General features: G+C 31.6%; 16 protein-coding genes. 5 read left to right on the top strand and 11 right to left on the bottom strand.

Annotated elements, in window-relative coordinates:
* Nucleotides 1-43: 43 nt before the first annotated feature.
* Nucleotides 44-721: a DUF2461 domain-containing protein gene (locus tag R6X41_RS06380; protein WP_318498523.1), complete on the top strand. Its 678-nt coding sequence runs from the start codon at nucleotides 44-46 to the stop codon at nucleotides 719-721.
* Between the two features lie 13 nt (nucleotides 722-734).
* Here the strand turns inward: R6X41_RS06380 and R6X41_RS06385 are convergent, their stop codons facing one another.
* Complete coding sequence (locus tag R6X41_RS06385; protein ID WP_318498525.1) at nucleotides 735-1,148, bottom strand: glyoxalase; 414 nt, start codon at nucleotides 1,146-1,148, stop codon at nucleotides 735-737.
* Between the two features lie 119 nt (nucleotides 1,149-1,267).
* On the opposite strand from R6X41_RS06385, the gene R6X41_RS06390 reads away from it, so the two are divergent.
* The 3 genes from R6X41_RS06390 (at nucleotide 1,268) to R6X41_RS06400 (ending at nucleotide 2,942) form a co-directional block, all read left to right on the top strand.
* Nucleotides 1,268-1,660: an acyl-CoA thioesterase gene (locus R6X41_RS06390; protein WP_318498527.1), complete on the top strand. Its 393-nt coding sequence runs from the start codon at nucleotides 1,268-1,270 to the stop codon at nucleotides 1,658-1,660.
* A gap of 90 nt (nucleotides 1,661-1,750) precedes the next feature.
* Nucleotides 1,751-2,254 (top strand): lipocalin family protein, encoded by a 504-nt coding sequence (locus R6X41_RS06395; protein ID WP_318498528.1) that lies wholly within the window; start codon nucleotides 1,751-1,753, stop codon nucleotides 2,252-2,254.
* Nucleotides 2,255-2,267: 13 nt separating this feature from the next.
* Complete coding sequence (locus R6X41_RS06400; RefSeq protein ID WP_318498530.1) at nucleotides 2,268-2,942, top strand: YiaD family glycine zipper/OmpA-like lipoprotein; 675 nt, start codon at nucleotides 2,268-2,270, stop codon at nucleotides 2,940-2,942.
* A 164-nt stretch (nucleotides 2,943-3,106) separates the two neighbouring features.
* Here R6X41_RS06400 and R6X41_RS06405 read toward each other — a convergent pair whose 3' ends face one another.
* Complete coding sequence (locus R6X41_RS06405) at nucleotides 3,107-3,970, bottom strand: DUF4412 domain-containing protein (RefSeq protein WP_318498532.1); 864 nt, start codon at nucleotides 3,968-3,970, stop codon at nucleotides 3,107-3,109.
* A gap of 772 nt (nucleotides 3,971-4,742) precedes the next feature.
* On the opposite strand from R6X41_RS06405, the gene R6X41_RS06410 reads away from it, so the two are divergent.
* Nucleotides 4,743-5,591 (top strand): DUF2911 domain-containing protein, encoded by an 849-nt coding sequence (locus tag R6X41_RS06410; RefSeq protein ID WP_318498534.1) that lies wholly within the window; start codon nucleotides 4,743-4,745, stop codon nucleotides 5,589-5,591.
* A 59-nt stretch (nucleotides 5,592-5,650) separates the two neighbouring features.
* Here the strand turns inward: R6X41_RS06410 and R6X41_RS06415 are convergent, their stop codons facing one another.
* The 9 genes from R6X41_RS06415 to R6X41_RS06455 form a co-directional block, all read right to left on the bottom strand.
* Nucleotides 5,651-6,634, bottom strand: coding sequence for a Gfo/Idh/MocA family protein (locus tag R6X41_RS06415; protein WP_318498535.1), 984 nt, complete (start codon nucleotides 6,632-6,634; stop codon nucleotides 5,651-5,653).
* The gene (locus tag R6X41_RS06420; protein ID WP_318498536.1) at nucleotides 6,615-8,309 is read right to left on the bottom strand and encodes a sodium:solute symporter family protein; all 1,695 of its coding nucleotides are present in this window, start codon (nucleotides 8,307-8,309) and stop codon (nucleotides 6,615-6,617) included. The genes R6X41_RS06415 and R6X41_RS06420 overlap by 20 nt, the downstream gene beginning before the upstream one ends.
* 113 nt (nucleotides 8,310-8,422) lie before the next feature.
* Nucleotides 8,423-10,948, bottom strand: a complete 2,526-nt coding sequence (locus tag R6X41_RS06425) for a PIG-L family deacetylase (RefSeq protein ID WP_318498538.1) — start codon at nucleotides 10,946-10,948, stop codon at nucleotides 8,423-8,425.
* Between the two features lie 151 nt (nucleotides 10,949-11,099).
* Nucleotides 11,100-12,176, bottom strand: a complete 1,077-nt coding sequence (corA, locus tag R6X41_RS06430) for a magnesium/cobalt transporter CorA (protein WP_318498539.1) — start codon at nucleotides 12,174-12,176, stop codon at nucleotides 11,100-11,102.
* 19 nt (nucleotides 12,177-12,195) lie between these two features.
* Nucleotides 12,196-12,726 (bottom strand): mechanosensitive ion channel domain-containing protein, encoded by a 531-nt coding sequence (locus tag R6X41_RS06435; protein ID WP_318498541.1) that lies wholly within the window; start codon nucleotides 12,724-12,726, stop codon nucleotides 12,196-12,198.
* An 86-nt stretch (nucleotides 12,727-12,812) separates the two neighbouring features.
* Complete coding sequence (locus tag R6X41_RS06440) at nucleotides 12,813-13,400, bottom strand: Maf-like protein (protein ID WP_318498543.1); 588 nt, start codon at nucleotides 13,398-13,400, stop codon at nucleotides 12,813-12,815.
* The gene (locus R6X41_RS06445) at nucleotides 13,400-14,311 is read right to left on the bottom strand and encodes a geranylgeranylglycerol-phosphate geranylgeranyltransferase (protein WP_318498545.1); all 912 of its coding nucleotides are present in this window, start codon (nucleotides 14,309-14,311) and stop codon (nucleotides 13,400-13,402) included. The genes R6X41_RS06440 and R6X41_RS06445 overlap by 1 nt, the downstream gene beginning before the upstream one ends.
* A 1-nt stretch (nucleotide 14,312) precedes the next feature.
* The gene (locus R6X41_RS06450; RefSeq protein WP_318498547.1) at nucleotides 14,313-14,843 is read right to left on the bottom strand and encodes a KdsC family phosphatase; all 531 of its coding nucleotides are present in this window, start codon (nucleotides 14,841-14,843) and stop codon (nucleotides 14,313-14,315) included.
* The gene (locus R6X41_RS06455; protein WP_318498548.1) at nucleotides 14,824-15,591 is read right to left on the bottom strand and encodes a Rossmann-like and DUF2520 domain-containing protein; all 768 of its coding nucleotides are present in this window, start codon (nucleotides 15,589-15,591) and stop codon (nucleotides 14,824-14,826) included. Before R6X41_RS06455 ends, R6X41_RS06450 begins: the two co-directional genes overlap by 20 nt.
* Nucleotides 15,592-15,673: the final 82 nt, after the last annotated feature.

Here is a 15,673-nt window from a genome sequence, read left to right on the forward strand (position 1 = left end):
ACTAGGGCTTTTTTATATCTTTATACTAATAAAATAAGTAAGTATGATTTCTAAAAGTGTATTTAATTTTTTAATTGAATTAGAAAAAAATAATGATAGAATTTGGTTTCAAGATCATAAATCTGAGTTTAGAGCTGTAGAAAAAGAAATGAAAACCGTCTATAATTCATTGTTTGCCCTTTTAAAAACACATGATGAAGTAGATGCTGTAAAACTCTTTAGAATTTATAGAGATGTTCGGTTTTCGAAAAACAAAATACCATACAAAACACATTTTGGAGGTTCAATACATCGTGCAAAACCTAATTTAAGAGGTGGGTATTATTTACAAATTCAACCGAATAATCAATCGTTTATTGCCACAGGATTTTGGGATCCTACTAAGGAAGATTTACTTCGTATTAGAAAAGAATTTGAAGTAGATGCACAAGAAATGAGAGATATTATGGCTGTTTCAAACTTCAAATCGACTTGGGGAACTTTAGAAGGAGAAGAACTTAAAACATCTCCAAAAGGGTTTGATAAAAGTCATCCAAATATTGATCTTATCAGGAAAAAGCAATTTATTTTCACTAAAAAATTCACAGATAAAGAGGTCTTAGCTCCGGGATTTCTAGAACACGTTAATGACTCGTTTAAAACCATTAGGCCCTATTTTAATTATATGAGCGATGTGTTAACGACTAATATTAACGGAGAATCGCTCATACAAGATATTTAGATAATAGTCTTAGTTAAACTAATTCACTTAGTTGAATATCAAAAACTTGTATATTTTCAATAAGTCGATCTTTTACTATAGTCATCATGCGTTTATTCAATGCTGAAGAGTTTTTAATGTAGATAAGATATTCTGAAATAGTAAATTGCCCAATGATCATTCCTTTAATAGAATTTCTGAATTTTATATCTTTTTGAATGGCATTTTCAATAAATATTAGTTTTTTTGAAAGAGATAAATCATAGAACATCGTTTTGTGTTTTTTAATGTAATTTTTAAGAACTTCAATAAATAATTGCTCTTGAAATTTAATAATAGGGCGTAATGTTTCGTTTTGAAAACGTTCTTCACTACTCATGTTTTCGCTTAGTCTCCCGAAAGAAGAAGATGGACGAATAGCCTTAAGATTACTGTGTCTTGTTGTCATAATATTAAACATTTTTCTTAAAATTATTAATTATCTGTAATGAAATTTTTGTTAACACGATTACTTGTTAACGTTGTTATGAACAATTAATAATTTACCTTTACGCAAAAATATTATTTATGAGATTTCATACCAGAAAATGGGTAAAACCAGAAGATTTAAATGCTAACGGAACTTTATTTGGAGGTAAATTATTGGCTTGGATAGATGAAGAAGCTGCTTTATATTCTATTATACAATTAGAAAATAGTAAAGTTGTTACAAAATATATGTCTGAAATCAATTTTTTAAGCTCTGCTAAGCAAGGTGACATTGTAGAAATTGGAATCGCTGTCGAAAAATTTGGAAAAACGTCTTTGACTCTTAAATGTGAGGTACGAAATAAAATGACCAGAGAAACCATTTTACGTGTAGCTAACATTATAATGGTTAATTTGGGAGAAGATGGAAAAACAAAAGCTCATGGTAAAACGGAAATTGAATTCGTAAAAGACAGATTAAATAATGAATAATATCTTATATGTTTTTTAGTCGTTTTTTTTGTTTTTCCTATTAAATAGTTAATTTAGTAAGTATCAATTAATCAATAACCATTTTAAAATATGAAAAAATTCATTTATTTGACTTTAGCTATTCTCGTGTTTTCATGCTCGAGTTCTAAGTCGACAACAGCACCACAGCCAAGTAAAAAAATGTTAAAAGGGTCTTGGGAAGTCACTAATATTAAATTCATTGGAGACAAAGGTTTATATAAAGCCTACTTATTCGATTTGGCAGATTCGTCTTGTTTTAAAGGAGGCGAGTGGGTTTTTATACCAAATAATGGTTCTGGAAAATTTTCTACGAATCCAAATAGCTCAATTTGTGAAGCATATACGAATAGTATTCACTGGTCGTTTTTAGAATCTGGAGATGGATTTACTCAGTTTCAGTTTAAATATGTAGGAGACGATATTAAAGCAAAAAATGTAAAATCTGGTTATGTTGCAACCATTCAAGAAATTTCAGATAATATAATGGTAATTAAAGTACCATCGGAATATGAAGGGAATCCTTTTGATGTGATAATGACTTTTAACAAAACTTCAGATAGTATAGATTTATAAAATTAAAATAAAGATGAAAAAATCAACAAGTATATTAATAGTTGTAGCATTATTAATGTCATTCTCTTTTGTGAGTTGCGATGCGTTAAAAAATGCAAATAGCACACAAAAAGGAGCAGGACTAGGTGTTGCTGGAGGCGCTTTAATTGGTGGTCTTATTGGTGGTAACATAACAGGAGCTCTAATTGGGGCAGCTGTAGGTGGTGCCGCCGGTGGAGTTATTGGTCATAGTATGGATAAGCAAGCTGATAAGATTGAAGAAGCTTTACCTGGTGCAGAAGTTAAACGAGTAGGAGAGGGTATTCAAGTTGTTTTTGATGATAAAAGTGGTGTAACTTTCGCGACAAATAAAGCAACATTAACAGAAAAAGCAAAGGAAAATTTAAATGCTATTGCTGAAGTATTTATCGAATTCCCAGATACCGATTTATTAGTTGAGGGGCATACCGATAGTACGGGTAACGATGCTTATAATATGACGTTATCTGAAAAGAGAGCACAATCTGTAGTGTCGTATTTAGAAAGTAAAGGTGTTTCTAGAAATCGTTTTGAAGTAACAGCTTATGGTGAAACAAGACCTAGATTTGATAACGCTACCGCAGATGGACGTTCTAAAAATCGTCGTGTAGAAATAGGTGTTTCAGCAAACAAAGAAATGATTGATGATGCTAAAGCACAAGCTAATTAATTAGTGTAATTAATAATTGTATTTAAACAACATATATTGAATAAAAAGGGATGAAAAACACGGTGTTTTCCATCCCTTTTTATTATGTGTTATTTTTATAAAGAGGTAGTGTTACGTGATCATTATATACTTGTTTTAGAAATCATTTTTAATTTGTGGCTAAATTAATTTCCGGAAATTCCTAAAGAAGAAAATTCGTAATCTTTTTTCTTAATGTCTAAATCTTGTTTAGATAAATCTAAACAGCGCATTGTGGTCGATTCATTTTTCTTTTTATCTGTATATGTGGCTTCCATAACTAAACTGTTTTCGGCCTTGTCTAGCCATTTCGGATTAAATCCTTTAGGTACATTTTTAATGTTTATACCAAATATTTTAGAAAAACTTACAGGAGCTTCCATGTCGTTATACATAATCATTACAGAATCCTCATTTTCCATTTTAAAACCTTTACAATTTCTTCCGTTAATAACTTTATCATCTAATTCTTCAAAAGTGTATTCACTAGCCAGATTTTCATCAGTTTCATAATCTCCTATATCATTCGGAATTGTCATTACCATACCTGTCTTTTTATTGTTATTAGTCATGAAAATGGCATTGATGTTTCTCCCCATATCCATGACCATCATCAATTCTCCTTTATTTTTTGTTTCATCAATATTCGGTTGCATTCCAAAGTATTTTTCATCTCGTTTTAAATAATAAACAATTTTCATAGGGTCACTCTTAGGGCTCTCCACTTGTAAAGTATATTTCCATTCAAAGTGATATATATCTGGTAAGATAGAAGCATCTACCATAGATATACCTCCGATGTTACCATCAAATATATACCCTCCGTCTAGTCCTAAAATACTATCTAAAGTTTTATCAAGGCTTTGCGCTACTTTTTCAGATGTTTTATTTATAACAACATCTTCAGTAACCTGTTCAAGTTTCTTTTTTAGTTTTTTTAAAAATTGACCCTGCATTTGTGTACCACACATGAGTAACGCCAAAAAGAATAATAGACTTTTAATTTTCATAATGTTATTTTTTAAGATTAATGAATTTTATACCATAACATGAAACTGAAGTAGGATGTTTAAAACGGAACATGTATTATATTAAATTTTTAAATGATAATTATTTAGGTGTCTTGTTTAATTTTCTCTAATGAATTATGTTTATTGATATGGTTTTTAGAATTTTCACTAAATGATATTGAATTAATTTCAGGAATAATTATTTGAGAATAAGAGTTTTGTCTTTTAATATTTTCGGAAATGTTTTTTAAGTAACTATTTGATTTTTTTTGCTGTTTAAAAAATTTAAATAGAAGAAATGAACTAAAAATAGCCAGTAAAAAATAGATGATAATTAAGAAGTCAAGGTATTGAACTCTATTTATAAAAGTATAATATATGTCTTTAAATACGGATTGAAAAGAGGCATTATTCAATAACGTAGGTGAGTCTTTAACATGAATTAGAAAATAACAAGTGCATACAATCCCGATCCCGGTGCAGAATATTAATTTTTTAACGATATTAAATCTGGTGAATTTCACGTATAAAGACCTATTTAGATTTGAAAAAAATCTATTAATTAGGTTTACGTAGGGAGAGTTTTAAAATGTAAAATGCTAGCTGTCAGCTATAAAAGTAAATAATAAAACTTATATAATATTATTTTCAATCATAAAAAAGATAAAATTATTGATAATATAACGTTCATAAAGATCGATTTAAGGTTTTATTAACAATTAAAAGGAATTTGAATATGTAATTTTACTTCAAACTAAAAAGAAATAAAATAATGAAACAAGTAATGTTAGGTCTTATTGCTCTAGTAGCAACGTTCAGTATTCAAGCCCAAATAAAAACACCACAACCTAGTCCGTTAAGTAAAATGGAACAAACGGTTGGTTTAACAAATGTAACTTTAGAATACTCTCGACCAAGTATGAGAGGACGTGAAGTTTTTGGAAACTTGGTACCATATGGTAAAATGTGGAGAACAGGAGCAAATGCAAACACTAAAATCTCATTTTCTGATGCTATAATTATCGATGGAAAAACATTAAAAGCTGGAACGTATGCCATTTATACGATACCAAATGAAACGTCTTGGGATGTGATTTTTTACACCGATTCTGAAAACAGTGGTTTGCCTAAAACATGGGATGATAGTAAAGTGGCTTTAAAAGCTCAAGCTCAAGTGTATCCTATGCCAGTAGATATTGAAACATTTACAATGACGTTTGACGATTTAACAAACGATTCTGCTGTTTTAGGAATGCTTTGGGGACAAGTATATGCAGGTGTTAAATTTGAAGTGCCTACAGATGTTATGGTTATGAAAAATATTGAAAACACAATGAAAGGTAGTCCAACTGCAAATGATTATTATGCTTCTGCAGTGTATTATTTTGAATCAGGAAAAGATATTAATCAAGCAAAAACATGGATTGATAAATCTATAACGATGACACCAAAGCCAGCGTTTTGGCAATTACGTAAGCAATCTTTAATCCTTGCTAAATCAGGTGATAAAAAAGGAGCAATCGCTGCAGCTAAAAAATCTTTAGCAAGTGCTGAAGCTGCTGGGAATAGTGATTATGTAAAAATGAATACAGATTCTTTAAAAGAGTGGGGAGCTCTATAATTAGAAGTAGTGTTAATTAATTAAAGCCGCTATCAATGAAAGTTGATAGCGGCTTTGTTTTAATATTCAAGTCTTATTAACGATCTCACGTGATCTAAAGTTTTTATAAGCTTAAGACTGAAATCATGACTCATTATTTCACTTTCAGTTTTACCATCTCGAAGTAATTGGTTAAAGTGAAGTGTTTCAAAATTATATCCGATTGTCTCACCGGTATAATCTAAAGTCTGTTCTTTTCCGTCCTGCGAAATTGTAACAGTTGTTGGAATATGAAATTGCGTGTTTAAAGTAATCACACCACGTTCACATGTAAAGACACAGGTTGTTGGTGTTTCTTTAATTAAACTGCTTTTTAAAATAGCTTGAGCTCCCGTCGCGTATTTAAATATCATATCGCAAGATGAATCTGCTCCATTTTCAAATGTTGTACATGTCGCATCAATATGTTTTGGCTCTCCTAAAGTAGAAAGCGTAGCAAAAATAGGGTAGATGCCAATATCTAATAAACTCCCTCCGCCAACACGTTTATCGAATAATCTAGAAGACTCATCAAAAGGTCTAGTAAAGCCAAAATCTGCTTCAATTTTTAACAATTTTCCGTAGGTTTCTTTTTTTAATTCAGTTAACGCAAACTGATAATGTGGTAAGAAATAAGTCCATAATGCTTCCATTAAAAGCACATTGTTTTCTTTCGCTACAGTAATCATTTCCATAACTTCTTCCGTATTCATTCCGAAAGGTTTTTCACATAGTACAGCTTTGCCGTGTTTTAAACATAATATAGCATGTTCCTTATGAAAACTATGAGGTGTTGCAATATAAACGGCATCAATCTCTGGATCTTGTGCTAAAGCTTCATAACTATCGTATGCTGTTTTAGAATGAAATGTTTTAGCAAATTCATTCGCTTTTTCTTGAGATCTTGAAGCTACGGCTTGTAACTGTGCATCTTTAATAGTTAATAAATCTTTGGCAAATTTATGAGCAATATTACCAAGCCCAATAATTCCCCATTTTATAGTTTTATGTGGTTGTAATGTCATTAGATTTTAGATTAAAAAGTTGAATAAATAATGCGATAATTATTACTAAGCTACAACCAAAAAGATTAAGCCACAAATATGGCATCCAATCATTATACCATCCAATAACAACAATGGCTTGTGTTATAATAGCAGCAATAAATACGGCATTTGCTTTTATATGTTTAAAGAAAAAAGCAAGTAAGAAAACTCCAAGAACATTACCATAAAAAATAGACCCAATAATATTTACTAACTGAATTAAATTATCGGCTAAATAGGCAACGCAAGCAATACAAATAGCCAATATTCCCCAACCAAACGTAAACCATTTAGTCGCTTTTACGTAATGCATATCGTCTTTGTCTGGAGCAATGCTTCGTTTGTAGATATCGATAGTTGTGGTTGATGCTAATGCATTTAATTCGCTAGCAGTACTAGACATGGCTGCACTTAAAATTACGGCAAGTAAAAGCCCTATTAACCCTCGGGGTAAATTGTTTAATATAAAATGAATAAAAACGTAATCTTTATCGTTAGTTTCTATTTTGGTTTCATGTTCCTTTGCTGCTTTTTCTAATACCAATTTGGCCTCATTTCGATTTTCTTTTTCGGATTTACTTATGTTGGAAATTTTAGATTTTAAACTTTTATTTGGAGTTTGAACATATGCATTTAATAATGTTTTCTTTTCTTCAAAAAGTTTATGTTGTTCAGTTTCTAAAGCTTTAAAATCACTTGAATAAGATGATGCAGCAACAACTTCTTGGGCATGCGGATTAAAATTAATAGGGGATTCATTAAATTGATAAAACACGAAAACCATAACACCAACAAGTAAAATAAAGAACTGCATTGGCACTTTTAGAACCCCATTAAAAATAAGCCCTAATTGCATTTCTCGAACCGATTTTCCTGATAAATAGCGCTGTACTTGACTTTGGTCTGTTCCAAAATAGGAAAGCATTAAAAATGTTCCTCCAATAATACCGCTCCAAAATGTATATCTATTTTCGAAATCGAAAGAGAAATCTAAGATGTTCATTTTATCGTTAACCGTGGCAATTTCTAAAGCATTCGAGAAATTGATATTATCTGGTAAGTAACTTAGAATTAAAAAGAAAGCAATAAACATTCCTGTAAAAATTACCGCCATTTGATGCTTTTGTGTAACGCTTACAGCCTTTGTGCCTCCTGAAACGGTGTATATAATAACGAGTACACCAATGATGATATTTAACTGATTTAAAGACCAACCCAATACTGCCGATAAAATAATAGCTGGAGCATAAATGGTAATTCCAGCTGCCAATCCACGTTGTACCAAAAATAAACCTGCAGTTAAAGTCCGAGTTTTTAAATCGAATCTGTTTTCTAGAAACTCGTAAGCTGTATAAACTTTAAGTCGATGATATAACGGAATAAAAACCATGCAAATAATAATCATGGCAATTGGCAATCCAAAATAAAACTGCACGAAACCCATACCGTCATTAAAGGCTTGTCCTGGTGTCGATAAAAATGTAATCGCGCTGGCTTGAGTCGCCATAACAGATAAACCAATCGTCCACCATTGTGCCTGATTTCCGCCGCGAATATAATCTTGAACATTTTGGCTTCCGCGGGTTTTCCATGTTCCGTAAGCTACAATTGTAAAGAGTGTACCTATTAATATAATCCAGTCTAAAGTCTCCATATTAAAAGGCTTTCATTAAAAAATAAAACAAAATAATGTAAACAGCATTGGCAATTAACACCCAAGTATACGAGCGTTTCCAAGGTTGTTTTATGGGCTTTTCTTCTGGCATATTAATGGTTTAATTCAGGTTGATTATTGATATTTTCTTTTCCGATAGATAACATATTCGCAAATAATCTGTAAGCACCAGGAACTCCTGCAGGGAACTCTCTAAAGAAACTTAAACCGGTGTAGATATAATATCCTTTTCCATATTTAGCGACTAATAAACTTCCGCTTTTTTCTGTTTCATTTTTATCATGCATTCCTAATACGGGAGTAAATTCTTCTCCCCAAACATCTGGAAAATATAATCCACGTTCTTGTGTCCATCCTTCAAAATCATTTTGTGTAATGGTGTTAGGAAAGTTAAGTAATTCGTTTTTAGGATCTAAAAAGGTAACTTGTGCATCCTCATCGGTAACACGGTCTCTAGATAATTCTAATTTATAAGGTGCTAAAGTGTCCACTTTTAAACCACGATTCGTGTTATATTGAACAATTAAATTCCCACCTTTATTTACGTAATCGAATAAAATGTTTTGCTTGTAAGCTAAATCATCTACAGTGTTATAAGCTCTAATTCCAATAACTATGGCATCGAATCTACTTAAATTTGAAGGCGTAATATCATCTGGATTTATAATTGCAACATGGTATCCAATTTGTCTTAAACTCTCAGGAACAACATCGCCTGCACCTTGAATATAACCAATGTTTTCGCCTTTTTTTATAATATCTAAACGGACAAATTTACTAGGTTTAGGCATCACTACAGTTTGAAAAGGAATATGGTCGTAATCAATTTCAATTAAAGCCTTATTATAAGCTGTTCCGTTAACCGTTACCGTAGATGTGATTTTTACTTCACTCTGATTTTTAGGAGGTGTTACTGTAAAAAACACCGTTTTAGATTCCCCTTGATGCCCAATAGAAATAGGTGCTGTTTTTGGAGAAATAGTCCAACCATTTTCTTGATTTAAACTTACAGTACCTTCTACTTTATCTTTTCCAGCAGTTACAATTACAGCGACTTGTTTAGGCGTGTTATTTTCGAAAATTAAAACAGGTTCTGCAAGTTGAGATGCAACAACTGGTACAATTTCGAAAGGTTTATAAACTTCTCCTTTTACAGGATCGTTGGTTTTATAAATAATAGGTTTTATAAACGGAATGGTAACATTTTCAATAACTAAATTGAAAACCATATTCTGACTTCTTGGTGTTTCAGGTTTTCCAATTAAGGAATTATCTTCAACTTTATACATTCCCAAACTACCTTGCTCTGTTAACCAATAGGGCGAGGTTATTTTTGTGTTTGAATTGATGGTATAATGTTCATTAAAATTGAATTTAATATTGTCTGATAAATCGATGTTTTTTGAAATTGTAATACCATTTGGATTTACTATACTTTGTAAGGTGATCGCTTCAGCACTTCTATTTATTATTTCAATATTTAAATTAACATCAGCGTTTATTGTTGCCCAATTGTGAGTTGTTGCAGCTTCTAAGTATAATCCAGCACAAGCGGCAATAACATTTTTAATATCTTCAGATTTGATGGTCTTCCAATGCGTTTCATCCAGATTCTGAATCAAAGTATATGCTTTTACCAATTTTGGAATACTAGCAGCTGGGTTTTTAAAATCGTATTCTTTTTTAACTTGACTTAAAACCTCACCAATAGACTTTCCGCCTTTTACACGACCCCAAGTCGTATCAATACCGTCAAAAATGTTTGAAGGATCCTTAGGCATATCACCTTTAATTAATTCAATATATTCAATTTCTTTACCACGAGTTCCTGTATTTCCAAATCCTTGGGATTTATGCTGACTTCTGCTTAAAGATGAAATTTCTGTGTTTGATAATCCGCTTGACGGGAAATAAATACCAGTATCTATAGATAATAAATTGGTTTTATCTGCTGCATCAAATTTTTCTTGAGATCCATAAAACCACCACGATGCATTAAAGAACATACGTTTTGGTTGCCAGGTAGATGTTGTTTTAAGTTGGTCTGGGAATTTAGAAGCATCATTAGTTAAATCGAAAGCTTCTACACTTAACATCGCCGAACTGGTATGATGTCCATGCGTTGTTCCTGGTGATCTGTGATCGAATCTATTGATGATTATATCTGGTTGAAAATTTCTTATGGCTAAAACCACATCGCTTAAAACGTCATCTTTATTCCAGATAGCTAAAGTCTCGTCTGGATGTTTAGAATATCCGAAATCATTCGCTCTCGTAAAAAATTGTTCACCGCCATCTGTACGTCTTGCTGCCAATAATTCTTCGGTACGAATAACACCTAAAAGTTCTCTTATTTCTGGTCCGATTAAATTCTGACCACCATCTCCACGCGTTAACGATAAATATGCTGTTCGGGCTTTTACATCGTTGGATAAATATGAAATTAGCTTGGTGTTTTCGTCGTCTGGATGTGCTGCCAAATATAAAACGGAACCTAAGAAATTTAGTTTTTCTATAGATTCGTAAATTTCTGCAGCATTAGGTTTTTTAGGTTGTTGCGCGAAACAAACAGGTATTACTAATAATATAGTAAGTAGAGTGAGAACTAATTTTTTCATTAAAATGAATTTGAATTTAGGCTTTAGCTTCAAATATAAAAAGTAGCCTTGGCATTTGTAGTGTTTTAAGGTTTCTTTAACTTTAACACTAAAATATAGACGTAAGTCAATTCAATTAATTTCAAAAAAAATAATAAAAAAGTTTAAATATTTATAACCATTTTTTGCGTTTAAAGTAAATAATCATAAAAACAAACATAATTACCATGACAAGTATCAGAATAGGGTAGCCGTTTCTATGATGTAATTCTGGCATATTGTCGAAATTCATACCGTAAATTCCGGCGATAAAAGTAAGCGGGATAAAAATGGACGACATAATAGTAAGCACTTTCATGATTTCGTTCATTTTATTGCTAATGCTCGTCATATACATATCCATTAAACCCCAAACCATTTCACGATAAATTTCTGTGTTTTCGTTTACTTGAATGGCATGGTCGTAAACATCTTTAAAGAAGGGTAATGTTTTTTGATTAATGAGCTTGTGTTCGCTTTTTTCAATACGGTTTATTATATCACGAAGTGGAAAAACAGCACGTCGAATTCTTAAAATTTCACGTTTTAAATCTTGTATCTGATTGGTAACTTGATCTTTTGCTAAGCCGTTAAATAAATCGTCTTCTAAATCTTCAATTTTTTCACCAAGAGCTTCTATTACCACATAATAATGGTCGACCACACTATCTATTAATGCATATAATAAATAGTCTGAACCTAAGGCTTTTATACGACCTTTACCTTGGCGGATACGTTCTCTTAACCCGTTAAAAACATCACCTTCAGCTTCTTGGAAAGACAATACATAGTTGTGTCCCAAAATAAAACTAATTTGTTCCGAAGTAAATCCATTTGTAGCATCGTAATACAACATTTTCATGCTAATGGCTAGATAATCTTCAAACTCATCGATTTTTGGACGTTGAGAAATGTTGGCAATATCTTCTAATATAAGCGGGTGAATATTATAATGTTCACCAATTTTTTCAATCGCATCGGTATGGTTTAATCCGTTTATATTAATCCATGTAACTTCTTCAGTAGAATCCGATTTGTATGTTAAAGCCTCGTCAATGCTAGAGTGTTCTTTTTCAGAAATATGAAATTCACTATAATTGAATGCTTCAATATAAAGTTTTTGTGTCGATTTTTGTCCCGTATAAACAATAGTTCCAGGTGCTAGTCCTGCCTTTTTGTTAATCTTTTTAAGTCGGATTTTTTTTGCCATACTTTATACTATTAGCGAATTACAAGGCGTCGTGGCCATCGTCTATCGCATCTTTTTGAATTAAAGTTACAGCTTTTTGTAATATTAAATTGTTTGGATACGTGACTAAATTACCGTTATCCAATCTTAAATGTAACTGAAACGCGCGAATATCTTCAATAACAGCTTCTAAAGGGAAGTCTTTATCGTGAATACATATCTTATCTCCAACCTTATAAGGAAACGAAAAGAACATAATTACGCCCGAAGTAATGTTACTTAAAATAGACCAAATAGCAAATAAGGCAATTCCAATTACAGCAAATACTGATGAAAATACTAATGCTAAATCTTCAGCTTTAGCACCCAAAATAAAGGACAGAAATAAGAGTCCGATTAAGAATAAAGTAACTGTCGAATAGCGTTGTATTAATTGAATTCTCGCTGCATTAATACCGCTTTTACGTCCTATTTTCCTTACTAACACTAAGATTATAGCACGAATTATAAGTAGTACAAATAATAAAATTAGACTTGAAACGATTTCTTTAAAATGAGATTCTAAAAACATAAAAAGGGGTGAATTTAAGACCACAAATATAGAAGAAGGAAACTACAATTAGAGCATCTTTTTAGGAACTTTATGATTAGAATTATTTATGAAACTATTTCGTTTAAAATACGATATACAACATCTGTTGGTAGTCCCATAACATTAAAATAAGATCCTTCTAATTTAGTTACTCCAATGTAGCCAATCCACTCTTGAATGCCGTATCCACCAGCTTTGTCGAAGGGTTCGTAATTTTTTATATAGTAATTAATTTCCTCGTCTGTAAGGGATTTAAAAGTGACTTTAGTTACAGAGTTCACTGTTTTTTCATAGTTAAGCGCTGTAAAACAAACCGAAGTAATAACTTCGTGTGTCGCATTGCTAAGTGATTTAAGCATTTTGAAGGCTTCAACATCAGTTTTTGGCTTTCCCAAAGCAGTTTCATTATGCCAAACTATAGTGTCGCTTGTAATTAAAATATCTTTTGGTTTTAATTCGTCATTAAAAGGTAGAGCCTTAAGTTGGGATAAATAGTCACTGATTTCGAAATGACGTAAACGTGGTGGATAAACTTCATCTACAGGTTTTAATTTAATTGTAAAATCAAATCCTAAATCTTTAAAAAATTGTTGCCTTCTAGGAGATCCTGAAGCTAAAATTATATTATGATTACTTAAGTTTTTATGCTGCATTACGATATCAGTATTGGATATAAAAGTAAAGATAAAACGCCTGTTAACATAACAAATTTAATAGCGTTACTAATTTTATGATGATCTTTTTTAGTTTTAGCACCATATAATTCAAAGATGATGTAGAGCATAGGTCCGATTATGAAAAATGTAAAATAACCAACTTCAAACGGTTTGTTATATAAATATACTATAACATAATAAACAATGATAGCGAGTGGAAAGAACGACAAGATAAAAGCGATTTTCGAGGCACGACTTCTTCCAATTAAAACGGGTAAGGTTGTCATTCCAGAAGCATAATCACCATCAATATCTTCAATATCTTTTATAATTTCTCGAATCAAATTCAGTAAAAAAGCCATACCTGCGTATTCTAAAACAATTTTAAAAACCACACGCTGATTATTTTGGTTTTCGAAAGTAATAACAGGAATTAGATCGAATAAACCAACAATAATAATACTTAAAGCGACTAATATTGAAATGGTAATATTCCCTACTAAACAGGTGCGTTTTAAATAGCTGGCATATAAATAGAGGAGTACCGAAATAATTACAAAAAGGGCGAAGAAACCACTTTTGCCAACAGCATGCGATAAATAAAAACCAAGTGCAACACCAATAATATTAAGGACTATAAATAAATTATAACCCATTTTTTCTGAAATAGATTTGCCTATAATTAGTCGATTGGGCTTGTTAATAGCGTCTGTATCTACATCATAAATATCATTAATAATATTCCCTGCCGAAGCCAAGCATAAAGTCGATAAAACGAGCAGAGCAAATTGCCAATCTTGTAATGCAGTATTTACATGAAATACTGGGAATAAAGCATATTTAATAAGTGTTTGTACAAGAATAATAAGCAGAATATTTTTCCAGCGTATCAGGTTTAGTACCTTCATACTAATCGTATTGGGCGTTAAAATTACCGCTCCATTTTCCTTGTACTTTTAAAACTTGTTCAATAACGTCTCTAACAGCTCCTTTTCCGCCATTTTTATGAGACACATATTTAGATATATTTTTAATTTCAGGAACTGCATCTTGCGGGCATGTTGGCAAACCGACAATTAACATCACAGGAAAATCGGGAATATCGTCACCCATATAAAGTATATTCTCTGTTTTAATATCATATTTTTGTACGTATTCGTCTAACTGATCTAATTTATTATGAGCACCTAAAAAAATATCGGTAATCCCTAAACCTTCTAAACGTTTACGCACACCTTCATTCGAACCTCCAGAGATAATGCAAATTTTATAACCAGCATCTACCGCTGTTTTTAATGCATAACCATCTTTAATATTCATAACTCTTAGCATTTCTCCCGTTGTGGTTACTGTTACGTTGCCATCTGTTAAAACGCCATCCACATCAAAAATAAAAGTGGTAATATGTTCTAGGTATTCTTTATAGCTTTTTTCTTCCATGTGTTTCTAGTATTGAATCGGTTAGTAGTTTGTATATCGCTTTGTGTTGCGGGTTTTCGATTAGGTTTAAATGTTTTTTAATGGTTTTTTTATCACCACGTACAGCTGGTCCTGTTTGTGCCATATAAGGCGACATATTCTGAATTTTTTTTGCCGTTTCTAGAATAAGAGGTTTTAAAATTTCAAATTCCATCTGATTAGCTTCAGTGATTTCGTGTGTAATTCTGTATAATTGATTGGTAAAATTATTGGCAAAAATAGCAGCTATATGTAATCTTTTACGTTGTTCTGTGGAGACTTTATAATCTGTGCTACCAATAGCATGTGCTAATTTTTTAAGGCATTTAAAGTCGGCTTTTTTTAAAGCCTCAATACATAAAGGAATATTGTTAAAATCTACGTCGGCATCTTTAGTGAACGTTTGTAATGGGTAAAAAACACCACGTCTATGTTTTTCATCTAAATCGTAAAGGCTAGCAGTTCCTGATGTATGCACAACAAAACGGTCTTGAAACGGTAATGTTTCAGATACCGATGAAATGGCATCGTCGCTAACCGCTAGGATATACACATCGGCCGTTTTTAAGGTCTTTACATCATTGGTAACATCAACTTCATTCTTATAAGTTGAAATTTTATCAATATGTCTATTGTACCATTGTGTTACGTTAATTTGGTCAGAATTCTGAAACACTTTATATAAATGTGTGGCGACATTTCCAGCGCCAAGTAATACTACTGAAATCATCCTGCTAAAATACATTTTTTAAAAATATTTTTTCAGAATACGACGAGAATTTCAAACTTAAAAACATCTATTTTTAAGTTTG

This window comes from Formosa sejongensis (assembly GCF_033447105.1).
Lineage (GTDB): Bacteria > Bacteroidota > Bacteroidia > Flavobacteriales > Flavobacteriaceae > Formosa.